Raw genomic sequence first — 26403 nt, 5'->3', positions numbered from 1 at the left:
TGGACGCCGCCCAGGGCCGCCCGCAGGTCGGCTACTGGGACCACGCCGTCCCGCTGGACCGGCGCAGCTATGCCCCGCTGCTGGGCGCCGTGGCCCTGCCAGCGGGGGAGCCGGCCGAGGAGCTGGCCGAAGTGGCCTCGCTGGTGGACGCCTGCGGGCAGATTCCCCCCCGGGACAGCAGGGATGCCGCGCTGCGCGCGGCCCGCCTGCGCGACGCCCCGCTGTACCAGCGCAGGCGGGCCGAGCTGGCTGCCTCCCGCCCCTGGGTGGCGGGCTGGATCCAGGCCTGCCTGGCCCGTGTGAACGGGCAGACGGCGGACGCGGCGGGGCGCGAGTCGCTCGATGCCGTGCTCCAGGCCCAGGCCTACCGGCTGGCCGACTGGCGCGTGGCGGGCGACGACATCAACTACCGGCGCTTTTTCGACATCAACGCCCTGGCGGCCATCCGCATGGAAGACCCCGAGGTCTTCGAGGCCGTGCATGCCCTGCCTCTGCGCTGGCTGGCCGAGGGCCAGGTCACGGGCCTGCGCATCGACCACCCCGATGGCTTGGCCGACCCGGCCCGGTACTTCGAGCGCCTGCAGCAGCGCCATGCCGCGCAGCGCCAGGCCCGGGGCCAACCGCCGCAGGCGCTGTACCTGGTGGTCGAGAAGATCATGGCCGACCATGAGCCCCTGCCCGCCGACTGGCGGGTGCATGGTGGCACGGGCTACCGTTTCAGCACCCTGGTCAACGGCCTGTTCATCGCGGCCGACGCGCGGGAACGCTTCGACGCGATCTATGGCGCGTTCACCGGGGACACCCGGCCCTTCGAGGAGGCCGCTTACGAATGCAAGCGCCTGATCATCGAGACGGCGCTGTTCTCCGACATGGCCTGGCTGGTGGACACCTTGAGCCGGATCACCCGCGCCGACCGCGCCGTGTGCGACTTCACGCGCAACCAGCTGCGCGTGGCCCTGGTGGAGGTGGCGGCCCAGTTCCCCGTGTACCGCACCTACGTGGTGCCCGGCGGCGCCCCGCCGAGCGAGGCGGACCGCCAGCACATCGCCTGGGCCATCAGTGCCGCACGCCGGCGCCTGGGCTCGGCCGAAGGCGGGGTGCTGGCCTACCTGCAGGCGGTACTGCAGGGTGAGCCCGGTCCCGAGCCTGGCCTGCGCGAGCGCTTCGTGCGGCGCTGGCAGCAATTCACTGCGCCGGTGATGGCCAAGTCGGTCGAGGACACCCTGTTCTACCGCTACGTGCGGCTGGTCTCGCTCAACGACGTGGGCGCAGAGCCGCAGCGCTTCGGCATTTCGGTCGCGGCCTTTCACCAGGGCAACCTGCAGCGCGGGCGCCACCTGCCGCACGAGCTTTTGGCCACCTCCACGCACGACAGCAAGCGCTCGGAGGACGTGCGCGCGCGGCTCAACGTGCTCTCCGAAATGCCCGCCGCCTGGCAGGAAACGGTGCAGGCGCTGCAGGCCTGCGGCCAGCGCTTCGAGGTGGAGGTCGACGGCCGGGCGGCGCCGCTGCCCCACGACCTGTGGGGGCTGTACCAGGCGATGGTCGGCATCTGGCCGGCGCACGCCACCGATCCCCAGGAGCGCCAGGGCCTGGTGCAGCGCATTCAGCGCTACAAGGAAAAGGCCATGCGCGAAGCCAAGCTCGAGAGCAACTGGCTGTTCCCCAATGAGGCCTACGAGGCCGCGGTGCGCGACTACATCGAAAAATCACTGTCCACGGAGCGTTTTGTCTCCGAGCTCGAAGCGTTCGTGCAGCGCGTGTCCCCATACGGATTCCGCAACAGCCTGTGCCAGCTGGCGCTCAAGCTCACCGCGCCGGGCGTACCGGACATCTACCAGGGCTGCGAGGTCTGGAACTTTGCGCTGGTGGACCCCGACAACCGGCGCCCGGCGGACCTGCCGGCGCTCGCCGCTGCGCTGGAACCGCTGCGGGCGCTTTACCGGGGCGAGGGGCAGTATCCGGCCCCCGCCGACTGGCATGCCCTGCTGGGCAACGGCCCGGTCATGCCGCCGGGTGCCAAGCAGCTGGTCACCTGGCGCCTGCTGCAGCTGCGCCGGCTGATGCCCGCGCTGTTCCGCGACGGGCTGTACCTGCCGCTGGCCCTGGAAGGCCCGGCGCAGGAGCATGCCCTGGCATTTGCCCGCATCGGCGGGGACCAGGCCATCGTGGTCGTCTGCGGGCGCTTGCTGGTGGGCCTGGGCGAGCGCGGATGGAACGGCACGCGCATGGCGCTGGCCTCGGCCCACCCTGCGCTGGCCCGCCCGGGCCGCTGGCGTGACTGGATGACCGGCCAGACACTGGCCAATGCGCCAGACCATTCCCTGGATGAGGTGCTGGGCGATATCGGCCCGGCCAGCACCCGCCTGCCCTTTGCCATCCTGGTGGCGCAAGATACCCCGCCATGAAAATCCTGTTTGCCACGCCCGAATGCGCTCCCCTGGTCAAGACCGGAGGGCTGGGAGACGTCAGTGCCGCCCTGCCCCGGGCCCTGAAGGCGCTGGGGCATGAGGTGGTCATCCTCATGCCCGCCTATGGCGGCATGGTCATCGATGGCACGCTCGATGCGATCATGCCCATTCCCGCCCATGGCCCCTGGCCGGCGGCCCAGTTGCTGCAGGTGATGGCGCCCGACGGCATGCCGTTCCTGCTGTTGTCGTGCCCGTCCCTGTATGCCAGCGCGGGCACGCCCTACGGCGATCCGGCCCACACGCCCATGCACGAGCAGGCCCTGCGCTTCGGCCTGCTCAGCCGCGTGGCCGCGCTGATCGGTACGGAGCACACCCCCTGTGGCTGGCGCGCCGACATCGTGCACGCCAACGACTGGCCCTGCGGCCTGGCGCCGCTGTACCTGCGCCAGGCGCGGGATGCCGGGCAGAAAGACGTGGCCCGCAGCCTCATCACCATCCACAACCTGGCATTCCAGGGCGTGTTCCCCATGGAGGCCTGCGAGGTGCTGGACATCGCGCCGGCCCACCGTGGCATGGAGGGCGTGGAGTTCTGGGGCCAGCTGTCCATGCTCAAGGCGGGTTTGCAGTTCGCCGACGCCATCACCACGGTGAGCCCGACCTATGCGCGCGAGATCCAGCAACCGGCCCTGGGCTTCGGGCTCGATGGGGTGCTGCGCGCCCAGGCCGACCGGCTGCACGGGCTGCTCAACGGCATCGACACCGAAGTGTGGAACCCGGAGCTCGACCCTTTGATTGCGGCCCACTACGGCGCGGACCGCCTGCAGGCCAAGGCCTTGAACAAGTCCGCCCTGCGCAAGCGCTGCGGCCTGGAAGATGGGCCCGGCCCGCTGCTGGGCCTGGTGGGGCGGCTCACTTCCCAGAAGGGGGTGGACCTGGTGCTGGCGGGCGCCCCTGCCCTGCTGGCGCGGGGGGCCCAACTGGTGGTACTGGGCCGGGGCGAGGCACCGCTGGAGGCCGGACTGCGCGCGCTGGCCGAGGCCCATCCGGGCCAGGTCCACGCCACGCTGGGTTTCGACGAGGCGCTGGCGCACCAGATCGAGGCCGGGGCCGACTGCTTTCTGATGCCCTCGCGCTTCGAGCCCTGCGGGCTCAACCAGATGTACAGCCAGGCCTACGGCACGCCGCCGGTGGTCACGGCCACAGGCGGCCTGGCCGATACGGTGAGCGACGCCGGCCCCGGCCTGGACCAGGGCACCGGCTTCATGATGGCGGCACCGACCCAGGCCGAGTTCGACCGCGCGCTGAGCCGGGTGCTTGAGGCCTGGGCGCAGCCCGCGCTCTGGCGCGGACTGCAGCGCAGGGGCATGGCGCAGTCCTTCGGCTGGGCTGCCGCAGCCCGCCCTTACGAGCAGTTGTACCTGCAGTTGCTGGGCCAAGGGGTGCCGCCACCGGCCGAGGCCAAGGTGGTCGATATCGCCAGCCGGCGCTGAGCCTTCCTCAGGCGGCGACCGGCGCGCCTGTACCACGGAGCGCGCGGCGCAGGGAGGTCGTTGTGCGCGCGGCCGGCTTGTCACCCGTTGGCGGCTCGATGAGCAGGCGCGCTGGTGCCAGGGCGTACACCAGGGCCCTCTTGTGCTCTGGGCTGGAAAAGCTCTCGCCCTGCTCCAGCACGATATCCCGGGTGTCGTGGTCCAGCGTGATCCAGACGGTGCCGCTCTGGCACTGAATGCGCTGACCGGCCGCATCAGGCACCTGGTGCAGGCCGCGGTGTGCGAGTTCGATCATCATGGTAAACGCTCCTATCCATTCGCTGATGGAATGAATATAGTGAGCCGGTCCCTGTTGCTCAAACGGTCATTTGGAATTCTTCGCATGCCAATTCAGAATGTGAAAGCGGCTTCTGCGGCCATTGGGCGGGAGGAGCTGCCACCGCTGGACCTGCTGCGCAGCTTCGAGGCCTCGGCACGCCACCTGAGCTTCACCCTGGCTGCGCAGGAGATCTTTCTCACCCAGTCGGCCGTAAGCCGCCAGATCCAGCAGATGGAAGCCTGGCTGGGGGTGGCGCTCTTCGAGCGCCGGCACCGCGCCCTGGTGCTGACCGAGGCCGGCACCATCATGCAGCGGGCCGCAGTCGACGCCCTGGAGCGCCTGCGCGACGCCACCGCCCGGGTGCGCGCGGTGCCGGTGCCGCGCCAGGTGGCGCTGACCTGCACGCCGGGTTTTGCCTCGCTGTGGCTGATTCCGCGGCTGGCGCGCTTCACCGAGCGGCATCCCGACGTGGATGTGCGCATCTCGGCCACCCTGGAACTGCTGGACCTGGACCGCAGCCAGCTGGACCTGGGGGTGCGCTTTTGCCCCACCGAGGATGGCCAGGGCAAGCCCCTGTTCGAGGAGTGGGTGGTTCCCATGTGCTCGCCGGGCCTGGCCCGCAACCCGGCCAACCCGCTGCTGCAGCCGGGGGACCTGGTGCGCCATACCCTGCTCGCGGTGGACCCGCATGCCAACATGCCGCTCACGGGGGAATGGGACCCCTGGGCGCGCCTGATGGGCGTGTCCGAAGTGCGCATGAAGAACACGGTGCGCTTCACGCAGTACGCCGATGCGGTGGCGGCGGCCATGCAGGGCCAGGGGGTGGTGATCGGCCGCCTGCCGCTGCTGGCCGAACTGGTGGCCAGCGGCCGGCTGGTCACGCCCTTCGGCAGCTGTGCGGCGTCCCAGCGGGGCTACTACGTAGTGCCCAGCCTACGGGGTGCCGCCAACCCCGATGCCCAGGATTTCGCGCGCTGGCTGCGCTCGGAGGCCGAGTCGGCGCTGTCGCCTGCAGGAGCCTGAACACTCGGTTACGCTGCCTCAGCGGTACATCCGCTGCCGTGTTGTGCCATAGGGCACATGGTCATTCGCGGCAAGGAAGGGCTCATGCAGCACCTTGCGCTTGGGCGCAGTAGCCGGGCTGCCGCCGTGTACCGCGGCAGCCTTGACCTGCACAGCGGCTTTGCCGCTGGCGGTGGCACTGATCTCCAGCTGCACGGGGTCCTGCCCCGTCTGCTTGTGGTGCGCCCAGGCTACGTCGGAAATCACCGCATGTTCCGCGATCACCAGGCCCAGCAGGTCGGTGAACTCGCGCGCCTGCGGCTGCTGCCATTGAACCTGGATCGTGAAGCACCGGCCATTGTTGGAGCAGTTAATCGTGAGGTAGGGATTGGTTTCCTGGCTCGGGCGTGGCGAGTCTGCCGGGGCTTTCCTCTTTGACTGGTTGTGTTGAAGTGCTGCGTTGCGCAGGATTTCGAGGGATGCGCCGGGATCCTCCTCACCGACGACCGAGGCATCGAGCAGGGAAGATACAGCGGATTTGGAACGGGACATAAGGTACCTCGTGAAGGTAGGCTCCGTAAATATCCTGGTTTTCAGGAACTCGCCCTGGAATATCCGCAGATGCCTGCACAGCCTGGAGCATTGGGGTTGCGCTTGCCGAGACCGGCAATGAAAGCACCTATGGGCGATTTATCAATGCACCCATGGTGAACCTTGCATTGATTATTGGCTGTAGGACAATCGCCGTGTGCCAGGCCATCCCTGCTCCGCAATGCAATTCACATCGTAAATACCATCTATATTCGGTTACCAAATCCATCCGGCAATATGACCACTGTGCAGGCCGATATTCCTCAGGCCTCTCTTGCAGGGCAGGCCAGGGTATACGGCCACAGGTTGGCATGGGCGGCGGCGTTGCCGCCAGCGCTGTACCGGGCCGCGCTGAATGCATCAGGTACCTTGCCGGGGTCACCCCGATGCGCTTACAGCGCATGGCGCATGCGGCTCTGGGCGGCATCCACCGTGCCTTCGGGCAGGCCTCAGGCGGCCAGGGACGGTGTCTGCGCCATCATCGCTCTCATTGGGGATGGAAGGCCTGCCTACCCCCTTGCCTTCTTGCGGGCACCGTTGAGCATTTCCTGCACCCAATTGACGAGGATGCTGGTGTAGGCGTCCCTCCACTCGGCCCGGGTCAGTGCGTGGTCGGCATCGCTGATCACCCGGTAGGTCATGGACTGCGTGTGCAGGAAGGCCGCACGGTAGTTCTCCAGCACCGGACGCGGCACCACGTCGTCGTGCTCGGACTCCACCAACAGCACGTCGCCTTCGAATTGGGCGCTGGCCGCCAGCGCGCGGTTGCTCTGCGGCTCGATGCTGCTGCTCTTGCGGTAGGCGGCGACTTCCTGGCGGTTGAGCTTGATCTTGGAGACCATCCAGTCCTCGTCCTTGTACAGCGCGGGCGCGCGCAGTGCCATCCAGCGCACGGGGCGCAAGGCACTGAGCACGGCCGCCAGGTAGGCTCCGTAGCTGGTGCCGACCACCAGCACCGAGGCAGGGTCCACCGCCGGGTGGCCTACCAGCAGGTCGTAGGCGGCCAGCATGTCGTTCAGGCTGTCCTCCCGGGTCACAGTCTCGCGCTCGGCCCGGTCGTTGGCATGGCCGCGCAGGTCGAAGGTCAGGCAGATGCAGCCCATGGCGGCGATCTGGTGGGCGCGCTGGATGTACTGCTGCTGGCTGCCATCCCAGCCGTGCACCAGCATCACGCCAGGCACCAGCACGTCGGGTGCGACCAGGGTGCCGGCGATGCTGCGGTCGCCCACGGGAATGCGGATGGCTCTATGCCGTGTGGTCATGGATCTCCAGCGTGGTGTACTTGGTCAGCGGCCCGGCCTCGGGATCGACCCCCTGGTAGTACAGGGTGGCCCCAACCGGTATGGGCTGGGGGGCACCGAATTTTTCGACGCAGCTGGCGCGCACCCGGCGCAGGAGCGGATCCTGGTGGAACGCCTCCAGGGCCGCCACCTCGGCACCGCTGGCCCCGCCCACGCGCCAGGACTGCTCGAGCACGCCCGAGCACCATTGGCCTGCCGCGTTCAGCCCCTGGGCCACGTCGTAGTTGATGCGCGATGCGAAGAAACCCGGGTAGCAGGTGCGCACCGCCTCGTCATAGGCCAGTGCCTGGGTCACGGCATCGTGCAGAGGGCCCGAGGGTGTGCAGGCCAGCAGCGCATTGAAGTCGCCCCGCACCACCGTGAGGTCGGAGCCGCCGTAGACCAGGGCGCCGTCGTTGTCGGGGGTCAGGCGCTGCAGTCCATAGTACGAGGCCTGCAGGCCGGCCACCCGCACCTGGCCGATGCTCAGCGTTTCCACCTCGGTCAGGTTGTGCTCCAGCACCACCCCGGCCCGCTCCAGCAGGCTGTCGCCCAGCGCGGTCAGGCAGGTTTCCAGGGCCTGCATGGTGGCAACCACCGTCTGCCCCCGCCCGCCCGTCTCGCCTACTGGCTTGACGCGCAGCGGCCCCAAGGCAAAGAGCGCCTCGCCAGCGCGCAGCGCGTCGGCGCGCGAAAAAGCCGCATAGCCGGGCAGCACCGAGCGCTTGACCAGCCGCGAGAAGTCGGGATTCCAGCCTTCTGGCGCATTGGCCTCGAAAGACACCAGGGGATGGGTGATGGCCTTGGTGGCCACGAAGGCGTGCGGCACGACACCGCCGAACAAATCATCCTGCCCATGCACCCCGAGGGCATGCGCAGTGGCCAGGCCGATCAGCGTATCGCTGGGCACCAGGTAGGTGCGGCCCTGCCAGATGGGCTGCGGCAGTTCGTCGATGCTGTAGGCGCAGCCCTTGATGTCGGCGAGCCTGCGCACCAGCTCCTCGCGGGTGACCTGCTCATGCGTGCTGGCGTGGCCACGCAGGCCCCGGGTGAAGGGCATGACGGTTTCCTGGGCTTCGGGGCGCCGCAGGGCCAGCGCATTGTGGGCGGCCTCCAGGCCGTGCGGAAACTCCGATGGGTGGGATGTCATGGCCGGGGCCCTCCAGGGTGGGTGGGCGCGTGCTGCAAGGAATCTGCAGACCCGCCACTGGCACGTAAAGTGTGCGGTCAGGGGGCCCGTGCCCGGTGTGACCGTGGCTCCATGCTATTTTTGAAGGGTTCCCGCGGCGCTTCTTGTGCGCCGCAACAAGTTGTAGGACGCGGGCTACAGCGCGGCGATTGCCTGGGGAGTGGCCTTTCAGATCACGACGCTGTTGTCGGGCTGCACGCCCGCCCTGGGCGCGACAAAGCCCGCGATCCACCCCGGCAGTTCTTCTGCCGGCATGGGCCGCGCCAGGAAGTAGCCCTGTCCGATATCGCAGCCCAGGGCCGCCAGCAGGTCCCAGTGCGCCAGTGACTCGATGCCCTCGGCCACCACCTTTCGGCCCAGGTCATGCGCCAGGTCGATGGTGGAGCGCACGATCACGGCCGAGGCCTTGCTCACCGACATCTCGCTGACGAAGGACTGGTCGATCTTGATGCACTCCACCGGCAGCTGCTGCAGGTAACTGAGCGATGAATAGCCGGTGCCGAAGTCGTCGATGTACAGCGCGATGCCCAGGTCGCGCAATGCCTGCAGCACGCGCAGGGCACGCTCGGGCTCTTCCATGACGGTGGTTTCCGTGATCTCCAGTTCCAGCAGTCCGGGCGCCACGGGCCAGGTGGCCTGCAACTGGCGGATGGTGTGCAGCAGCGATTCGTCGCGCAGGTTGCGCGCGGACAGGTTCACGGCAATCGGCAGCGCCGCGCCCCGGGCGGCCCAGCCGTGGTTGAGCTTGAGGCCCGCCTCGATCACCCATTCGGTCAGCGGCTTGATCAAGCCCGTGTGTTCAGCCAGTCCGATGAATTCGCCCGGCATCAGCATGCCGCGCGCCGCATGGCGCCAGCGCACCAGGCCCTCGGCACCGCACACCCGGCCCGTGGCCATCTCGATCTTGGGCTGCAGGTAGAGCGACAGGTCACCGTTTTCGATGGCAAGCCGCAGTTCGCCGGCCATCTGCAGATGCTGCGCCTGGTTGCGGTGGTGGCTCTGCGCCGGGTCGAACACCACGTGCCCGAGCCCGGCCTTCTTGGCCTGGTGAACGGCCGTGTCCATGTGCCGGTAGAGGTCGTGGGGGGTTTCGCCATGCAGGGGGAACAGGGCGACCCCGGCCGTGACCGAGACTTCCATCGCAATGCCGGCGATGGGAAACGGCTGGGCCAGCGCCGCATCCACGGCCCGCACCATGGCCACCGCGGAAACGGCATCGCACTGCGGCAGCAAAATGGCGAACTCGTCGCCGCGCAGTCTTCCCACCGTGGCCGAAGCTGGCACGGCATTGACCAGGCGGGCCCCGACACCCTGCAGGATCTGGTCGCCATAGCAGAACCCCAGTGCATCGTTGATCTCGCTGAGCCGCTCCACATTGGCCTGCAGCACCGCGAAGTGCTGGCCGGACTGCCGGCCGGCCGCGATGGCGGCCACCAGGATCTCGGTGAAGTGCGCCTCGTTGGGCAGACCCGTAAGGCTGTCGTAGCGGCGCATCTGCTGCATCGCCTCCTGCACCCGGGCCTGCTCGCTGCGCTGGCGCAGCGTGGCCACGCCATAGGCCAGGTCATCGGCCGACTCGACGAGGAAGGTGATCTCGTCGGAATCGAAGATCTTCGGGCGGCTGCTGTAGATTGCCAGGACACCGATCACCGTGCCCTCCACCCGCAGCGGGCACGCGAGCACCGAGGCTGCGGCAGGCATGCCTGCCAGCCAGACGGGGCCATCCGGCCCGGATGGCTCCCCTCCCCGGCCCACGCAGGCCAGCCCGGAACGCAGTGCGTCACCCGGCAGGCCCTGGGCTGCGTCGCCGCCATCCCAGCGAGCATTCAGCGTGCGCAGCCAGGGCGGGGCCCCGGGGGCCTCGCTCTCGGCCACCGGCACCAGCCGGCCCTCGCCATTCGCGGCGCGGCACCACACCACGGCCATGGCGTAGCCGCCCGCCGTGACGATGGCCTCGCACATGCTGGACAGCAGGCCCTGCTCGTCCACGGCACGCAGCATGGTGCGGTTGCCGGCGCTCAGCGTCTTCAGGGCCCGGGTGGTGTGCTCCAGCCGCAGCACGTGGTCCTCCAGGGAGGCGTTGAGCGCCAGCACCTTGTCCTCGGCGTGCTTGCGCACCGTGATGTCGGAACCCAGCACATAGTAGCCCTGCACGCGCCCTTCGTCGTCGTGCTTGGGTATGCAGTCGATGGCCTGCCACATGCCGGGAAAGGGCTGCCAGTCATAGCTCTGGCGCTCGCCCTGCAGAACCCGCTCGATCATCGGTCGCGCATGGGCGTAGCGCTCCTCGCCGATGATCTCCCGCACCGTGTGCCCGGCCACCTCGTCGCGGTCCGGGGCGTACAGTGATTTGTGGTGCGCGTTGACGTAGACGTAGCGCTGTTCGGCGTTGACGTAGGCCAGCACCGTCGGTACGCTGTTGATCACGCTGTAGAGCTGGTCTTCGCTGGCGCGCAGCTGCGCCGTGCGCTCCTGCACCCGCTGCTCCAGCTGCGCATTGGCGTCCACGATCAGGCGCTGGGCCTGGCGGGCCAGGCTCTCGTCGCGGAACACCAGCACCACCCCCGTCACCTCGCCAGCGCTGGTGCGTATGGGGGCTGCACTGTCGGCAATCGGGCACTCGGTGCCATCGCGCGCGATCAGGGTCGTGTGGTTGGCCAGTTCATGGACCACGCCGGTGGCCAGCACCTGGGCCACGGGCACCACGGCCGGCTCGCGGGTGATCTCGTTGATGATGCGGAACACCACGTCGATGGGCAGGCCGCGCGCCATCTCGAAGGTCCAGCCGGTCAGTTGCTCGGCCACCGGGTTCATGCGGGTCACGCGGCCTTCGGTGTCGGTGGCCAGCACGGCGTCGCCGATGGACTGCATGGTGGTGGCCAGGCCTTCCTCGCTGTCGGCCAGTGCGCGCTGGGCCTGGCGGGTCTCGCGCAACTGGCGCGTGATCAGCGCATAGGCCCCCGCCAGCAGTCCTGCCAGCACCAGCACCGCTGCGCCATTGGCAGTCAGCAGCAGGCGGCGGATGCGCAGTTGCGCTTCGGTGCGCTCGCGCAGCAGCGAGGCTTCCTCGAATTCCATGCCGCGCAGCAGTTCGTGGATGCGGTCGCGCGTCTTCTGCAGCGGGGCCGTGGCCACATAGGCATTGGCGGCCTCCGGCCCCTGGGTCTTGCGCAGCATTTCCACCCGCCGGGAAATGGCCAGCCGCTCGTCCACCATCTGGCGCAGCAGGGTCCAGCGCTCCTGCTGCAAAGGGTTGTCGGCGGTGAGATGGCGCAGTTGCGACAGCATGGCCTCGCGGGCCTCGGCCGCAGCATCGCGCTCGGTGAGGTGCGCAGTGTCTCCGCTGATGCGGAAGGTCTGCGTGCTCAGCTCGATCTGCAGGGTGTTGGCACGGATGTGGGCCACATTGCCCAGCACCTGGTGGGTGTGGGCCACCCATCGCGTCGCCTCCTCGGCGTCATCGGCCAGCTTCCATCCCATCGCCGTGACGCCGGCCACCACCGCAGCGGCCGCGATGAAAGCAGCCAGAACCTTCGATTCGAAGCTCGAGCGCAACAATGGTCCTCCCCGCCGATCCTGTTATGCCAGGACAACCCATTCTTACACCCGATACCGGCAAAGGGGTAGCACAAAATTGCAGGGGTGCCGCCATGGTGAGGTTGTCCTACAGGGGCGCCTAGGTGAAAACTCTTAGCCCCGCTGGCGGCATGCCCCCTCAGCGGTCGGCAGGCCCGTCGGATGCGCCGCCACGTGCCCAGGGCAAGGTGAACCGGAACGCAGCCCCGGTCTCCGGAGTTTCCAGCAGCGCGATGCGGCTGCCATGCAGCGCCAGAATGCGGTGCGCAATGCGCAGCCCCAGGCCGCCGCCGCGCCGCGCTCCGCCCACGGCAAACGGCCGCTCGAACAGCCCCTCGCGCAGCTCCGGCGCAATGCCGGGCCCGGTGTCCTGCACCAGCACGGCCAGGGCGTCACCCTCGCGCGCCAGCCCCACCGTCACGGAGCCACCGGACGGGGTATGGCGCAAAGCGTTGTCCAGCAGGTTCGTCAGCACCCGCTCGATGAGGCCCAGGTCGGCATGCACGGGCGGCAGTTGCGGCGCGATGTCCGCCTGCAGCGCCACCTGGCGCTCCTGGGCCATCAGCTCGAATTTCTGGAACACATCCTGCACCAAGTCGGCCATGGCAAAGGGTTCGGCCTCCGGCTGGACAAAGCCGTATTCGAGCCGTGCCAGCTCGAACAGGCTCTGCGCCAGCGCGCCTACCTTGCGGCTCTGGTCCAGCGCGATGCCCAGGTAGCGCTGGCGTTCGGCCGGCTGCAGGGTGGCGTCCTTCACCAGCAGGGTCTCCAGGTAGCCGTGCAGCGAGGACAGGGGCGTGCGCAGGTCGTGCGAGACGTTGGCGATCAGCTCGCGCCGCTCCTGGTCCTGGCGGCTCAGGGCCTGCCATTGCTCGCCGATGCGCGCCACCATCTGGCGGTAGGCGCCATCCAGCACCGCGATCTCGTCGCGGCTGCCCGGCGGTACCGGCTCCTGCAGCGCAGGCGCGGGCAGGGGCACCGGTGCGCCGCTCATGTCGAAGCCGCGCACGGTCTCTGTCAGACGGCGCAGCGGCCGGGTGATGAGCGTGAAGGCCGTGAGCCCGGCCGCCAGGCACAGCAGCGCCACCATGGCGATGGACCACAGCGCCGTGGTGAGCACGGCGTTGGTGGAGCCCTGCGCGGCCACCGCGTCGTGCGCCTCGCCCAAGAGCACCACGTAGATGAAGCCCACATCGCGCCCATGCACGCGCAGCGGCGCGGCGCTGAAGACCTTGCGCCCGTCCTGGCTGCGCGGGTCGTCCCCCAGGATGGGCAGCGGCGCCCCTTCGATGAGGCGGCGCACGGGGGCCAGGTCCACCCGGTCGCGGCGCAGCCGGCCTTCGGGTGCGGCATGGCCGGCAATGGCGCCATCGGGCCCGAGCAGATAGACCTCCACGCTGGGGTTGACCACCATGAGCTGGTTGAACAGCCTGCGTACCGCGCCGGGCATGAGGCCGTCGGCATCGGTGAGCTGGGCGTCGCGGGCGATGCTGGCGGCCAGGTCGCGCGAAAGGCCTTGCACCACCTCGAGCTCGTGCATGCGGTTGGAGCGCACCTGCATCCAGGCCGAGGTGCCGCTGCACACCAGCAGCAGCACGGCGAACACCAGCGACAGCCGCTGGGTCAGGGTGAGCTTCATGGTGCCTCCCCAGCGAATTTGTAGCCCCGGCCCCAGACGGTGAGGATGCGCGCGGGCTGGGCCGGGTCGGCCTCGATCTTGGCGCGCAGGCGGTTGATGTGGGTGTTGACCGTGTGCTCGTAGCCCTCGTGCTGGTAGCCCCAGACGGCATTGAGCAGGTCCATGCGCGAGAACACCTTGCCCGGCTGGCGCGCGAAGAAGTACAGCAGGTCGAACTCGCGCGGCGTGAGGTCCAGCCGCTGGCCGGCCAGGCGGGCCTCGCGCGCCACCGGGTCCATGGCCAGGCCGGCCACCGACAGGCTGCCCGCCTCCTGGCGCGCGTTCTGCGCCATGGCCTCGGCCCGGCGCAGCAGGGCCCGCACGCGGGCCACCAGTTCCAGCACCGAGAACGGCTTGGGCAGGTAGTCGTCGGCACCGACTTCCAGGCCCAGGATGCGATGCACCTCGCTGGCACGGGCGCTGATGATGATGATGGGCACGTAGCGCTGCATGGCGCGGGCGCGGCGGCAGATTTCCAGGCCATCCACGCCGGGCAGCATCAGGTCCAGCACCAGCGCGTCCCAGTCACCACCGCGCGTGAGCTGCTCCAGGCCGTCGTCACCCCGCGCGCAGTGCACGACCTGCAGGCCTTCGTCACGCAGGTGCATGGTCAGCAGGTCGGCGATGTGGGCATCGTCTTCGACAAGCAGGACGCGTTTGGAGGGAGGTATGGACATGGAAAAAGCAGGTGAGCAAGGGATGGCCTGCATTGTGCGCAATCGCCGCGTGCCGAGTTATCACGATTTTTTGAAGTTTGCGTGAAGACTTCGCGATGGGAGCGAACCTAAGCTCCGTGCCATCCCTACCGACCGAGGACACCATGCCCACCACCCGCCGCCAACTCCTGTTCACCGGCAGCGCCAGCGCCTTGGCCCTGGCTGCCGTGTTCTCGCACCGCCAGGCCCCGGCCGCCGCCGGCGGCAGCGAAGTCTTCGAATTCACCCTCACCGATGCCCAGTGGCGCGCCAAACTCACGCCCCAGCAGTACGCGGTGCTGCGCCAGGAGAGCACCGAGCGCCCGGGCAGCAGCCCGCTCAACAAGGAGCACCGCCCCGGCACCTTCGCCTGCGCGGGCTGTGCGCTGCCACTGTTCTCGTCCAGCACCAAGTTCGACAGCGGCACCGGCTGGCCCAGCTTCTGGAAGCCGCTGGACAAGGCCGTGGCCACCCGCACGGACCGGACCTTCGGCATGGCACGCACGGAGGTGCACTGCCGCCGCTGCGGCGGCCACCTGGGCCATGTGTTCAACGACGGGCCCCAGCCCACCGGCCTGCGCTACTGCATGAACGGCCTGTCGCTCCAGTTCACGCCCGGCGCGGCCTGAGGAGAGACCTGCCATGCTGCTCATCCTTCTGGCCTACCTGGGCGGTGTGCTCACCATCCTCAGCCCCTGCATCCTGCCCGTGCTGCCCTTTGTCTTCTCGCGCGCCAGCCAGCCCTTCGTGCGCAGCGGCCTGCCGCTGCTGGCAGGCATGGCGCTGACCTTTGCGGCCGTGGCCACGCTCGCTGCCGTGGGCGGCGGCTGGGTGGTGGCCGCCAACCAGTACGGCCGCTGGGCCGCACTGGTGCTGGTGGCGGTGTTCGGTTTGGCGCTGCTGTGGCCCGGCCTTGCCGAGCGCATGGCGCGCCCCCTGGTCGCCGCTGGTGACCGCCTGTCGCAGACGGCGCAGGGCGATGGCAGGCCGCGCCCCGGTGCCTCGCTGCTGCTGGGTGTGGCCACCGGCCTGTTGTGGGCACCCTGCGCCGGGCCGGTGCTGGGCCTGATCCTGACAGGAGCCGCGTTGCAGGGCGCCAGCGTGGGCACCAGCCTGCTGCTGCTGGCCTATGCCGCCGGTGCGGCCACTTCGATGGCCGCCGCCCTGTTGCTGGGCGGGCGGGTGTTCTCCGCGCTCAAGCGCTCGCTGGGCGTGGGCGAGTGGGTGCGCCGCGGCCTGGGGGCTGCCATGCTGGCCGGCGTCGCCGCGATCGCGCTGGGGCTGGACACGGGCGTGCTGGCGCGGCTTTCCACGGCATCCACCGGCGGCATCGAGCAGGCCCTGGTGGACCGGCTCGGCGGCCAGCCCCAGGGCGGGGCCATGGCGATGAGCGGCAACCCGTCGATGATGATGATGGCGGCCGGTTCTGCGGGGCACGGCGGTACCGAGCGGCTTGCGGACCAGGGCGAGGTGCCCTCGCTCGACGGGGCCGTGCAGTGGCTCAACTCGCCGCCCCTCACCACTGCCGGCCTGCGCGGCAAGGTGGTGCTGGTGGACTTCTGGACCTATTCGTGCATCAACTGCCTGCGCGCCATGCCCTATGTCAAGGCCTGGGCCGAGAAGTACAAGGACCAGGGCCTGGTGGTGGTGGGCGTGCACGCGCCCGAGTTCGCCTTCGAGCGCGATGCCGCCAACGTGGGCAAGGCCGTGCGCGACCTGGGCATCACCTACCCGGTGGCCATCGACAACAACTACGCCATCTGGCGTGCCTTCCAGAACCGCTACTGGCCCGCGCACTACCTGATCGACGCACAGGGCCGCATGCGCTACCACCATTTCGGCGAGGGCAGCTATGCCGAGTCGGAGCGCGCCATCCAGCAACTGCTGCGCGAGGCTGGCACGGCCGCCCCGGTACAGAACGGGCTGGCCCAGGTGGCCGCCTCGGGCGTGCACCAGCCGGCCGACATGAAGGCGGTGCGCTCGCACGAGACCTACCTGGACTATGAACGGGCCGAGAATTTCGCCTCGGCCGAGCCTGCGGTGCGCGACCGCGCTGCCACCTACACCGCCCCGTCGAACCCGGCGCTCAATGCCTGGGGCCTGGCCGGCCAGTGGACGGTGGGTGCCGAGCGCGCCACGCTCTCCGGCGGCAGCGGCCGCATCGTCTACCGCTTCCAGGCCCGCGACGTGCACATGGTGCTGGGGCCGGGCGCGGGCGGCACGCCGGTGCGCTTCAAGGTCACGGTCGATGGCCAGCCCCCTGGCACTGCCCACGGCCTGGACGTGGCCGCCGATGGCACGGGCACGGTGACCGGGCAGCGCCTGTACCAGCTGGTGCGCCAGAGCGGGGACATCCGCGAGCGCACCTTCAGCATCGAGTTCCTGGATGCCCCTGTCGACGCCTATGCCTTTACGTTTGGCTGAGCCACGCCGCGCATCTGCGCACCACACTCCCTCCACCTTCCCACCAAGGCCTTCACCATGACAACGACCCCGTCCTCTCCCCGCCGGCGCAGCCTGCTGCAGTTTCTCGCCGGCGGCGCCACGCTGGCCAGCGGCGCCCTGCTCTTCCAGAATTTGGCCCACTCGGCCGAAGACGCCGTGGTGATCCCGCCGCCCGCGCAGGATGTGCCTGCGGGGAGCGCCAGGCTGGAGAAGGCCATCTTCGCCGGCGGCTGCTTCTGGGGCGTGCAGGGGGTGTTCCAGCATGTCAAGGGGGTGCAAAAGGCCGTGTCGGGCTACAGCGGCGGCTCGGCCGCCACGGCCAGCTACAACCAGGTGAGCAGCGGGCGCACGGCCCATGCCGAGTCGGTGGAAGTGAGCTACGACCCCGCGCAGGTGAGCTACGGCGCCCTGCTGCAGATCTTCTTTTCGGTGGTGCACGACCCGACCCAACTCAACCGCCAGGGGCCGGACACGGGCCCGCAGTACCGCTCGGCCATCTTCGCGGCCAGCCCCGAGCAGGACAAGGTGGCTCGCGCCTACATTGCCCAGCTCGATGCGCTCAAGGTTTACCCCAGGCCCATCGTGACGCGCGTGGAGAGCAACCCCAGCTTCTTTCCCGCCGAGGCCTACCACCAGGATTTCCTGACCGAGAACCCGCGCCACCCCTATATCGTGATCAACGACCTGCCCAAGGTCGCGCATCTCAAGCGGCTGTTCGCCGCACGCTACCGGGCCGAGCCGGTGCTGGTCAAGCGCGCGGCATAGGTGGGTTGTGGCACAGTCGCCTGCGCGGCCCTTAGAATCCCATTCGGCACCAACTGGTGCCGAAGAGGCACGCTATGCCTCGCGCCGGATGTAACCATGGGTAATCCAAATCACCTCTCAAGGATGCCCCATGGACACGATGATTTTGAAGACGGTCCGTACCGTTGTTTCAGTGCATGTGCTGGCCCTGTCCAGCATGGCCGCCTGGGCGCAGGACTATCCTTGGAAGGCCATCACCCTGGTGGTGGGCTACCCCGCAGGCGGCAGCGTGGACCTGGTGGCGCGGGCCATAGCGCCCGGCCTGTCGCGCCGGCTCGGACAGCCGGTGAACGTGGAGAACATTCCTGGCACCAGTGGCGCCCTGGCCGCGGCCCGGGTAGCCCTGGCCGACCCGGACGGGCACACCCTGCTGCTGGGCTCGCCGGCCGAGGTGGGCATCAACCACCTGGTGAGCCGCCGGCGCGACGGCTACAACCCGCTTAAGGACTCCACCCCCCTCGGCCTCATCGGCAGCCAGCCCCTGGTTCTCGTGGCCAGCAAGAAGACGCCTGTGGCCAGCATCGACGAGTTCCTGCTCGCCACTGCGCAATCCCCCGACGCCATGCGCTACGCCTCGTCGGGCATGGGCACGCCGCTGCACCTGGCGGGTGAGACCATCCGGCAGCAGTCCGGGGTGCGCATGGTGCATGTGCCCTCGCGCGGCGCCGGCGCCATGCTCGCCCACCTGGACAGCGGCGACGTGGACTTCGCGGTGATGGTGCTTTCCAGCGCCCTGCCCCACATCAAGGACGGTAAGCTCAAGGCCATTGGAGTGACGAAGCTGGAGCGCTCAGCGGCGGCGCCCCAGATCCAGGCCCTGGCGGAGAATGCACGCTTCAAGGGGGTGGATGCGGGGGTGTGGTTCGGTCTGCTGGGCCCTGGCAAGCTGCCGCCCGCCACCACCACCAGGCTGCGCGAGAACCTGCAGCAACTGCTCCGGGACCCCGAACTGCGAAAGACGCTGGAAGCAGCGGGCCTGACCATGATGGACGGCACGGATTTCGCGCCCTTCCTTCAAGCAGAAATCCAGAAGTTCAGGCGGGTCGTGGAATTCGCAAGCATCCGCAACTGAGCGCAGCCTGCATCAGCCTCCGTCACCCGCATTGCCTGTGATGGGCAGCACGATGCCGGTGATGTAGCTTGAACAGCACGGCGCGGCCAGGAACACATAGGCCGGCGATATCTCCTCGGGTTGCGCAGGCCGCCCCAGGTGCGTGCTGGCGCCGAACTGGGCGATGTCCCCAGGGGTCTTGTCGGCCGGGTTGAGCGGCGTCCATACCGGGCCGGGGGCCACGGCGTTCACGCGGATGCCCCGTTCGGCCAGGTTGTGCGCCAGGGCCTTGGTGAAGGCGTGGATGGCGCCCTTGGTGGCCGAGTAATCCAGCAGCTCCTTGCTGCCGCGCAGGCCGGTAACCGAGCCGGTGTTGATGATGGCGTCACCCCGCCCGAGGTGCGGCAGCGCCGCCTTGGCCATGTGGAAGTAGCCGTAGATATTGGTCCGGAAGGTCTCGTCGAAGCGCTCTTCGCTCAGGTCTTCCAGCGCGCTGGCATGCTCCTGGAAGGCCGCATTGTTCACCAGCAGATTGAGCTTGCCGAAGGCCTTGACGGTGCGCTTCACGGCGCTGGCGCAAAAGCGTGCGCTTTTCACGGCGCCCGAGATGGCGATGCAGCGCCGGCCCTCGGCCTGCACCAGCTCGCAGGTGCGCCGGGCATCCTCGTGCTCGTTGAGGTAGGCGATGGCCACGTCGGCGCCTTCGCGGGCAAACAGCACGGCCACCGCCCGGCCGATGCCCGAGTCGCCGCCCGTGATGAGCGCCGACAGGCCTTCGAGCTTGCCGCTGCCCCGGTAGTGGGGCGCCTCGAAGCGCGGCGGCAGGGACATGCGCGCCTCGATGCCCGGCTTGGCCAGTGGCTGGGCGGGCAAGGGCGTGCCCGGCTCGGCCCGGCCAGGACCTGGGGCCACGGCCTTCTTCTTGGCGGCAGGCTTCTTCTTTTTGGAAGCGTCCTTGGCATCCTGCTCGGCCTGGATGCGCTTGTGCTTTCTGGCGGTCTGTTCGGGGGCCGATTTTTTCATGGCCTCTTCCCTACTTCAGCCACTTGCGCTGAGGCTTGGGCTGCACGGTGATGTCGACCGTCTTGTGCACGTCGGGCTGGCCCGTGGCAGGGTCGATCTCGACCACGTCCTCCAGGTCGATGTCCTTGACCTCGGAATTGGTTTCTTCTTCCAGGTCTTCGAGGATGTTGTCGACCTTGCGTTCGGCCTTGTCGACTTCGGCTTTGGGAAGCGGGGTGATGCGCATGGGCTACTCCTGGGGCAATAGACCCATTCTTGCCAGCCCGCAAGTCCCCGCCTGTCAGCCATTGCCGCAGGATGGCGTCATTCAGAAGTCAAATTTGGCCGAGAGTTCGAAGGTGCGCCCCGGTGCCAGCAGCACCTGGCTGGTGGCCCGCCCGGCATAGCTGGCATAGAGCTTGTCCGTGAGGTTGCGCACGCGCAGGGTCAGCAGGGCCGGCTTGATGCGGTAGCTGGCCGCGATGTCGGCCGTGGTGTGGCCGTTGATGCGGATCTGGTTGGCGTTGTCGGTGTACATGGGGCCGGTGTGGTTGACGCTGAGGAACAGGTCCAGCGGCAGGTCCCTGAATCGGTAGTTGGCGAACAGGTTGGCCACGCGCTCGGGCACGTTGGGCGGGGTGTTGCCCACGCGCGAGACGCCGCCCGCCTCCACCAGCGAGTCGAAGCGTGCGTCGAGTGCCGCCACATTGCCCGACAGGGTGAGCTGCTTCGTGGCACGCCACGCGGCGGACAACTCCACTCCGCGCGAGGATTGGCTGCCGTTGTTCACCGTGAGGTTGGCGTTGTTGGCGTCGCGCGAGAGCACATTGTCCAGGCTGATGTGGTAGGCCGCGGCCGTCCATTCCACCTCGCCCGCACTCTGCTTGAAGCCCGCTTCGAATTGCTTGCCCCGGGATTGCGGAAAGGCCGCATTGCCGGCCGACAGCAGGAACAGCGAGCCCACGGGGATGGTGGCATTGGTGTACTGCGCGTAGACCGACGATTCCGAAGACAGGTCGTATACCGTGCCCAGGCGCACGGAGTTGGCCGTGTACTTCGTGCCAAAGGCGCTGAAGCTGCCCAGGTTCAGGTCGGTCACGCTGCGGTCCACGTCCACCCGGTCGTGGCGCAGGCCGCCGACCAGGGTCCAGGCCTTGGTCAGCTTGAGCGCGTCTTCGGCAAAAACGGAGGTGCTGTGCACGTCCGACGTGAAGTTGGTGCGGTTGCCGCCGCCGGCCATGAGCGCCGGGTCGTCGTTGTAGGTGCCCACGGCCGGATCGAACAGGGGCACGCGCAAGCTGGCGTTGGTGGTGGCCGAGCCGTTGGAGAAGCGCCGTGTGTTGTCGAAATCGGTCTTGCTGAACTCGCCGCCGATGACGAGTTTGTTGGCCAGAGCGCCGATACGGCCCTCGTGCGATGCATCCAGCCGGTTGGCCAGGTAGCGCTGGTCGTGAGCGATCTGGGTCTGGTCGCGGGTGATGGAGCCTGGCGCGCTGAACACGGCGCTTTCGGAGTTGCGCCACAGGCGGTCCACCTTGTTGGCGGTGAATTCGTTGCGCAGCGTCCATTCGGGCGTCACGCGGCTGGTGATGCGGGCGCGCAGCCAGTACGCCTCGGACTGGTTCCGGTCGTCCAGGATGTTGTAGTTGTTCTGCGCGATGCGCCGGTCGATCACCCGGCCATCGGGCGTGCTGACCACGCTGGTCGGCCGGGTGGACAGGCTGCCCGGGATCAGCGGCGTGCCCCAATAGGCGTGGCCTTCGTCGCGGGAATAGTCGAAGGACAGGTCGAGCCGGGTCGCGCGCGCCAGGTCGAACGACAGGCCCGTGGTCAGGTGTTCCAGCTTTTCGCTGTTGCGCGCGATGGTGCCCACGCGCGTGTCATTGCGGCTGTAGTCGATCCGGTAGGCCCCGGTTTCGCCCACGGCACCGCCCAGGCCCACGGCGGCGCGCGTGGAGCCGTAACTGCCGTAGGACAGCAGGGCCTCGCGCCCGGGGTTGTTGCGGTCGGGCCGTTTGGTCTGGAAGTTGACGATGCCGCCGATGGCACTGTCGCCCTGCAACACCGAGGCCGGGCCCTTGAGCACCTCGATGCGCTCGTAGTTCCAGGTGTCCTCGACCCGGTTGGTGACGCCCGCGCCCGACATGCGCACCCCGTCGTACAGGTAGAGCACGTTGGTGAAGCCGCGCAGCGACAGCGTGGTGGGCGACGATGGCGGGCCGCCGCCGGCCATGCCGGCGGTGCTGCGCAGCGCCTCGCTCAGGGTGCGGGCGCCGCGCTCCTGCATCAGGTCCTGTGAGAGGATTTCCACCGAGGCCGGCGTTTCGCGCAAGGTGATGCCCAGGCGCGAGGCGCTGCTGCTCTTGTTGTCCAGCTGCAGGCTGTCGCGGTCTTGCCCGGCCTGGATGTTGATGGCCGGCAGTTCGGCTTCGACGGCCTGCGCGAGTGCGCCCTGCATGGCGGCAGTTGCCGCCAGCGCCACTGCGCTGCGCTTGAATGAAGTCATGGTGTGCTCTTTCTTGCGATTTGAAATGGGGTCATTGGGTCATTCCACCCGGTAGCGGCGCAGCCGCCAGCCGGCAAGGCCCAGCAGCGCCAGCGTGGGAAGCAGCAGTTGCAGCACCGCCCGCGCGGCCTGGGCCTGCACGGCGCCCTGCCCCTCCTCGCGCCAGTAGAAAGCGGGGATGCGCGGGAAGTCGGCCTCGGCAAGGGCCAGCCCGCCGTCGATGCGGGGGTAGAAAAAGTCCTTCCAGGCCTGGTGGTAGCTGGCGACCTGCGCCAGGAACCAGGCATTGCGGCTGTGCCCCGTGCCGGCCAGCGCGGTGATGCCCTCGTAGGCCACCGCAGCGGGCGAGATGGCGGACCAGCGCGCCACCAGGGCCTGCTGGCGCGCCTGCTGCGCGTCGAAGCGCTCCAGCTCGGGCTGCAGGGTTTCGTCCACCTGGCGCTGGATGCGGTAGTTGGCCATGGCCCGGCCGCTCATGGCCAGGCGACCGCCCCGGGGCACCAGCGTGTCGGGCTGGTCCACGTGTGTGTAGTCGGTGGCCAGCAAGGCGGCGTTGTGCGACATGGCCTGGGCCGTGACCACCCGGGTGCGGGCCGCCAGCTCGGCGCGCGAGGGGGCCGGGCTGGCCTGGGTGACCGCGATGTTGAGCAGCACGGGCGCCACCAGCACCAGCACCACCCAGCCGATGACCAGCACCATGGCATTGGTGGCCGACGACCAGCCGAAGGCATTGACCGCCACCACCGCCGTGAACCAGAACAGCGCATAGGTCCCCACCACCAGCGCCCACCACAACGTGGCGCCGGGCGCCGCCAGGGCTTGCGGCCGGGCGATGAGCAGCACCGCCAGCGGCACCAGCACCGCCGCCCCGAGCAGCACGGCCGCGCGCACGGCGATCTTGGCCGCCACCAGCGTGGGCAGCGCCAGCGGCTGGGACAGCAGCAGGCGCAGCGTGCCGTCCTCGCGCTCGCCCGACAACAGGTTGTAGCTGAGCGTGAAGATCAACAGCGGCAGCAGGTAGACCACGACGAAGGCCAGGTCGAAATGCCCGCTCTGCAGATGCCAGGGGTTCTCGATGTCGTTGTTGTGCAGGAAGTTGACCTTGCTCTGGTGCGTGACCTTGAACTGCGCGGGAAACAAGTCGGTCTGCCCCAGGGCCACGGGCGCCAGCGGCGCGCTGGGCATCACGGCATGCTGCGCACCCAGGCCGCCCGCCATGTTGGCGGGGTTGGCCGGGTTGCCGAAGGGCGTGGGCAGCTCGGTGCCGGCCATGATGCGGCCCAGTTGCGCCAGTTGGTCTGCGCGCGCCTGGCTGTCGGCCGCCACCAGGGCCGCCTGGGCCTGGTCGCGCTGGCGCGTCTGCAGCATGCCGTTGAACAGCGCATAGCCCACGAGCAGCAGGAACAGGCCGCCCACCAGCCACAGACTGCGGTCGCGCACAAGAAGGCGCAGCTCCTGGCGCGCGACCAGGCGAAATCTTTGGAATGGGGATGGGGATGGGGATGGGTTCACCAATGTCTCCTACAGCGCCCGCTGCCGCACGACGGCAATCCAGGCAAAAGCCACGGCCAGCGCCAGGCTGGCGCACAGCACCAGCGCGCTGGCCCCGCCCCGGGCCAGGGCCCAGCCGGCGCTGGGCGCGTGGTAATCGAAAGCCGGCACCCGCGCCCACAGCGCGGGGCTGGCCTGGTAGGCGAAGTGCTGGTGGCCCAGCGGGTCGGCATGGTCCACCAGGTCCTGGCTCACGATGTCCTGGATCAGGCGCCGGTGGCGCTCGGCAGCGGTGGTGAAGTCGCGGTGGTGCGCAAAGTCCGTGCCCGCCATGGCGCTGGAAAAGCTGCGCACGGCCAGCAGCGGCAGCAGCAGGCCGCCGGCTTCCTGCACGGCCTGCTGCTGCTCCCAGGTGTCCCACAGCCGGCCGAAGTGGCGGTCGTACACGGCATAGCTGGCCTGGTCGTCGAGCTTGAGGGCAATGCCCCATTGGTTCAGCGGCACATCCTTGCTCCAGCGCTCGGTGGTGTCGAAGGCCTGCATCCAGGTCTTGTCGGAGGTGGCCTTGAGGTCGGCCGCCAGAGCCTGGTTGAATGCGAGCCCCGTCGGGCTGGGGAACAGCGCGCGCGAGAGTTCGGACAGCACACGCGGCGCCACCACGGCATTGGCGATCCACAGCGCCAGCAGCACCGCGATGGCCACGCGCGAGCTGCGCGAGGCGGCCGAAACCCCGAGCGTGGCGAAGACGAAGATGGCCAGGTACAGCGCGTAGCCCAACGCCAGCCCGGCAAAGCGCAGCAGTGCATCCAGGCGCTCGCCGCTGCCCGCGAACAGGGCCACGGCCGCTGCGGCGATCAGCGCGGCCGGTACCAGCAGCACCGCCAGCGCCATGGCCAGCGCCAGCGCCTTGCCCCACAGCAGGCGCAGCGGCGGCACGCCCAGGCTCAGGGTCTGGCGCAGCATGCCCTGTTCGCGCTCGCCCGCAAAGGCATTGAAGCCCAGCACCACCACCAGCAGCGGCCCCAGCACCTGCAGAATCCAGCCCACCGACAGGTCGCCAAAGCGCTGCAGGCCGGTGGCGTCCTGCGCGGGGCGGAATTTCACCTCGCTCTGCCGGTGCGCCTGCAGCCACACGGTGCTGCCGATGTAGGGGTTGATGCCCGGATCGACCAGGGCCAGCGCCGCATCGGGCTTGAAGGCATGCATGCCCTGGTGCGCCGCATCGTGCGGGTGGCGCGCGCCCTGGGCCAGCCAGTCCTGGTAGTCCGAGCTTTGCGCGGCGGCCTGCTCGGCGCGGGCCTCGCGCTGGTGGCTGGCGCCCACGGCCAGGGCCGTGAGCAGCAGCAAGGCCACCAGCCCGCCGGCCCAGTACAACCGGCCATCGCGCAAGCGTTCGCGCAGGTCCTTGCAAGCGATGAGCCAGATCATGCGTTGCCCCGCATGTGCCGCAGGTACAGGGCCTGCAGGTCGGTATCGCTGATCTGCGCGGCGTCGAGGTTCTCGACCAGCCGCCCCTGCTTCATGATGCCGATGCGCGTGGCCGTCTGCCTGGCGTGGAACAGGTCGTGGGTGGTGGCCAGGATGGCCACGCCCGCCTCGCTGGCGCGCTGCAGCAGGCTGGTGAAGTCGGCCGCGGCATGCGGGTCCAGGCCCGAGGTGGGCTCGTCCAGCAGCAGGGCCTTGGCCTCTTTGGCCAGCGCCACGGCGATCCAGATCTTCTGGCGCATGCCCTTGGAGTACGCGGCCACGCGCTTGTCGGCCGCGTCCGCCTGAAGGCCCACCTGGGCCATCAGCTCCAGCAGGCGCGCACGCGGCGGGGCCTCGCCCAGCGCCAGTGCGGCGAAGTAGCGCAGATTCTCCAGCCCGGTCAGCGTGCCATAGAGGTTGACCTGCTCGGGGATGTAGGCCAGGTAGTGCTTGGTCGCCACCGGCTCCTGTGTGACATCTGTGCCGTTCACCAGCGCCCGTCCGCCATCCGGTGCGATGAAGTTCAGGAACAGGTTGACGGTGGTGGTCTTGCCCGCGCCGTTGGCGCCCAGCAGACAGTAGATCTCGCCCGGGCGGATGCACAGGTCGAGCGGGTGCAGGGCGGTCTGGTCGCCGTAGCGTTTGGTGAGGCCTATGGCTTCGAGCACAGGGGTTCCTTCCATCGTCTGATGGCTGCAGAAGTAAAGTGGACTCGGGTGGGCCAGCGCTTTGGGATGGCCCTAGGTGACAAAGCGGGCGCTTCGGAAACGCGCTTGCCGGTGGTGACTGGTCCGCGAAAGCCACAAATGATAATGCTTTATCAATATCAATTACAACAGTATGCGAGAAATTTGCAGGCAGACGCGGGAAGCGCCCCGCAGTGCCCCTTGCGGCAAAGTCCTGCGGGAGGCCAGGGCTGCGCTCCCTTGGTCGATAATGGTTTCTCAACAACAAGCCCTGAGGCAACGCCCCACCCCATGGAACGATCCACCCGGCAACGCACCGCCATCCTGGCGGCGATCGCAGATGCACAGCGCCCTCTCACGCCGCAGGAGGTGCTGGAGAGTGCGCGCGAAACCGTGCAAGGCCTGGGCATGGCCACGGTCTACCGCAACATCAAGGCCTTGCTCGAAGACGGATCGCTGCAGGCCGTACAGCTACCGGGCGAAAGTCCGCGGTATGAGCCCGCCGAGCATGAGCACGGGCACCACCATCACCACTTCCAGTGCACGGTGTGCTCGCGCGTGTTCGATGTGCACGACTGCCCGGGCGACCTGGCCGGCATGGCGCCCAAGGGCTTCACGGTGGAGCGCCATGAGCTGACGCTGTACGGCCAGTGTGCGGATTGCGCGAAGGTGGCGGCGCCCAAGGCCGGCCGCAAGCCCACAGCCTCTGCCTGAAACGGC

At 68.8% G+C, this 26403-nt stretch carries 21 protein-coding genes; 8 read left to right on the top strand and 13 right to left on the bottom strand.

The features are described 5' to 3' along the window. The coding region (gene treY / locus ACK59X_RS08870) for a malto-oligosyltrehalose synthase (protein ID WP_409956593.1) at window positions 1-2408 on the top strand (2408 nt) is incomplete at its 5' end. After that, on the top strand, window positions 2405-3901 hold the full coding sequence (gene glgA, locus ACK59X_RS08865; RefSeq protein WP_409956592.1) for a glycogen synthase GlgA: 1497 nt from the start codon (window positions 2405-2407) through the stop codon (window positions 3899-3901). The genes treY and glgA, both read left to right, overlap by 4 nt. Before the next feature lie 7 nt (window positions 3902-3908). Here the strand turns inward: glgA and ACK59X_RS08860 are convergent, their stop codons facing one another. Next, window positions 3909-4199 carry a DUF2917 domain-containing protein gene (locus tag ACK59X_RS08860; RefSeq protein WP_409956590.1) on the bottom strand — a complete coding sequence of 97 codons (291 nt, stop codon included), beginning with the start codon at window positions 4197-4199 and terminating at the stop codon, window positions 3909-3911. Between the two features lie 84 nt (window positions 4200-4283). Between ACK59X_RS08860 and ACK59X_RS08855 the strand changes: the two genes are divergently transcribed. Further along, window positions 4284-5243: a LysR substrate-binding domain-containing protein gene (locus tag ACK59X_RS08855; protein ID WP_409956588.1), complete on the top strand. Its 960-nt coding sequence runs from the start codon at window positions 4284-4286 to the stop codon at window positions 5241-5243. An 18-nt stretch (window positions 5244-5261) separates the two neighbouring features. Here ACK59X_RS08855 and ACK59X_RS08850 read toward each other — a convergent pair whose 3' ends face one another. The 6 genes from ACK59X_RS08850 to ACK59X_RS08825 all read right to left on the bottom strand — a co-directional run bounded on the left by ACK59X_RS08850 (window position 5262) and on the right by ACK59X_RS08825 (window position 14213). Further along, window positions 5262-5774: a hypothetical protein gene (locus tag ACK59X_RS08850; protein ID WP_409956586.1), complete on the bottom strand. Its 513-nt coding sequence runs from the start codon at window positions 5772-5774 to the stop codon at window positions 5262-5264. A 548-nt stretch (window positions 5775-6322) separates the two neighbouring features. Next, window positions 6323-7075, bottom strand: a complete 753-nt coding sequence (locus ACK59X_RS08845; RefSeq protein ID WP_409956584.1) for an alpha/beta hydrolase family protein — start codon at window positions 7073-7075, stop codon at window positions 6323-6325. Beyond that, on the bottom strand, window positions 7059-8243 hold the full coding sequence (locus tag ACK59X_RS08840) for a DUF3182 family protein (RefSeq protein WP_409956582.1): 1185 nt from the start codon (window positions 8241-8243) through the stop codon (window positions 7059-7061). The genes ACK59X_RS08845 and ACK59X_RS08840 overlap by 17 nt, the downstream gene beginning before the upstream one ends. Window positions 8244-8450: 207 nt before the next feature. Further along, a complete protein-coding gene (locus tag ACK59X_RS08835; protein ID WP_409956580.1) occupies window positions 8451-11837 on the bottom strand; it encodes an EAL domain-containing protein in 3387 nt (1128 codons plus the stop codon). 160 nt (window positions 11838-11997) lie between these two features. Continuing rightward, window positions 11998-13497 carry an ATP-binding protein gene (locus tag ACK59X_RS08830; protein ID WP_409956578.1) on the bottom strand — a complete coding sequence of 500 codons (1500 nt, stop codon included), beginning with the start codon at window positions 13495-13497 and terminating at the stop codon, window positions 11998-12000. Continuing rightward, window positions 13494-14213, bottom strand: a complete 720-nt coding sequence (locus tag ACK59X_RS08825; RefSeq protein WP_409956576.1) for a response regulator transcription factor — start codon at window positions 14211-14213, stop codon at window positions 13494-13496. The genes ACK59X_RS08830 and ACK59X_RS08825 overlap by 4 nt, the downstream gene beginning before the upstream one ends. A gap of 143 nt (window positions 14214-14356) precedes the next feature. Here ACK59X_RS08825 and msrB point away from each other — a divergent pair, with 143 nt between their 5' ends. The 4 genes from msrB (at window position 14357) to ACK59X_RS08805 (ending at window position 18552) form a co-directional block, all read left to right on the top strand. Continuing rightward, window positions 14357-14860, top strand: a complete 504-nt coding sequence (msrB, locus tag ACK59X_RS08820) for a peptide-methionine (R)-S-oxide reductase MsrB (RefSeq protein ID WP_409956574.1) — start codon at window positions 14357-14359, stop codon at window positions 14858-14860. Window positions 14861-14873: 13 nt separating this feature from the next. Then, a complete protein-coding gene (locus ACK59X_RS08815) occupies window positions 14874-16655 on the top strand; it encodes a cytochrome c biogenesis protein DipZ (RefSeq protein ID WP_409956572.1) in 1782 nt (593 codons plus the stop codon). 57 nt (window positions 16656-16712) lie between these two features. Further along, window positions 16713-17441: a peptide-methionine (S)-S-oxide reductase MsrA gene (gene msrA / locus ACK59X_RS08810; RefSeq protein ID WP_409956570.1), complete on the top strand. Its 729-nt coding sequence runs from the start codon at window positions 16713-16715 to the stop codon at window positions 17439-17441. Window positions 17442-17571: 130 nt separating this feature from the next. Further along, the gene (locus ACK59X_RS08805) at window positions 17572-18552 is read left to right on the top strand and encodes a Bug family tripartite tricarboxylate transporter substrate binding protein (RefSeq protein WP_409956568.1); all 981 of its coding nucleotides are present in this window, start codon (window positions 17572-17574) and stop codon (window positions 18550-18552) included. A 12-nt stretch (window positions 18553-18564) separates the two neighbouring features. Here the strand turns inward: ACK59X_RS08805 and ACK59X_RS08800 are convergent, their stop codons facing one another. The 6 genes from ACK59X_RS08800 to ACK59X_RS08775 form a co-directional block, all read right to left on the bottom strand. Beyond that, complete coding sequence (locus ACK59X_RS08800) at window positions 18565-19554, bottom strand: SDR family oxidoreductase (protein ID WP_409956566.1); 990 nt, start codon at window positions 19552-19554, stop codon at window positions 18565-18567. A 10-nt stretch (window positions 19555-19564) separates the two neighbouring features. After that, window positions 19565-19780, bottom strand: a complete 216-nt coding sequence (locus ACK59X_RS08795) for a hypothetical protein (RefSeq protein WP_409956564.1) — start codon at window positions 19778-19780, stop codon at window positions 19565-19567. 81 nt (window positions 19781-19861) lie between these two features. Further along, window positions 19862-22039: a TonB-dependent receptor gene (locus ACK59X_RS08790; protein ID WP_409956562.1), complete on the bottom strand. Its 2178-nt coding sequence runs from the start codon at window positions 22037-22039 to the stop codon at window positions 19862-19864. A 39-nt stretch (window positions 22040-22078) separates the two neighbouring features. Further along, window positions 22079-23551, bottom strand: a complete 1473-nt coding sequence (locus ACK59X_RS08785; protein ID WP_409956560.1) for an ABC transporter permease subunit — start codon at window positions 23549-23551, stop codon at window positions 22079-22081. Window positions 23552-23560: 9 nt separating this feature from the next. Then, complete coding sequence (locus ACK59X_RS08780; RefSeq protein ID WP_409956558.1) at window positions 23561-24958, bottom strand: ABC transporter permease subunit; 1398 nt, start codon at window positions 24956-24958, stop codon at window positions 23561-23563. Next, window positions 24955-25665, bottom strand: a complete 711-nt coding sequence (locus ACK59X_RS08775; RefSeq protein ID WP_409956556.1) for an ABC transporter ATP-binding protein — start codon at window positions 25663-25665, stop codon at window positions 24955-24957. The genes ACK59X_RS08780 and ACK59X_RS08775 overlap by 4 nt, the downstream gene beginning before the upstream one ends. Window positions 25666-25974: 309 nt before the next feature. Here ACK59X_RS08775 and ACK59X_RS08770 point away from each other — a divergent pair, with 309 nt between their 5' ends. Next, window positions 25975-26397, top strand: a complete 423-nt coding sequence (locus ACK59X_RS08770; protein ID WP_409956555.1) for a Fur family transcriptional regulator — start codon at window positions 25975-25977, stop codon at window positions 26395-26397. Window positions 26398-26403: the final 6 nt, after the last annotated feature.

Source organism: Acidovorax sp., from assembly GCF_046339755.1.
Taxonomy (GTDB): Bacteria; Pseudomonadota; Gammaproteobacteria; order Burkholderiales; family Burkholderiaceae_C; genus Acidovorax.
Note: the sequence above shows the minus strand (reverse complement) of the source record. Positions and strands in the feature narration are given on the sequence as shown.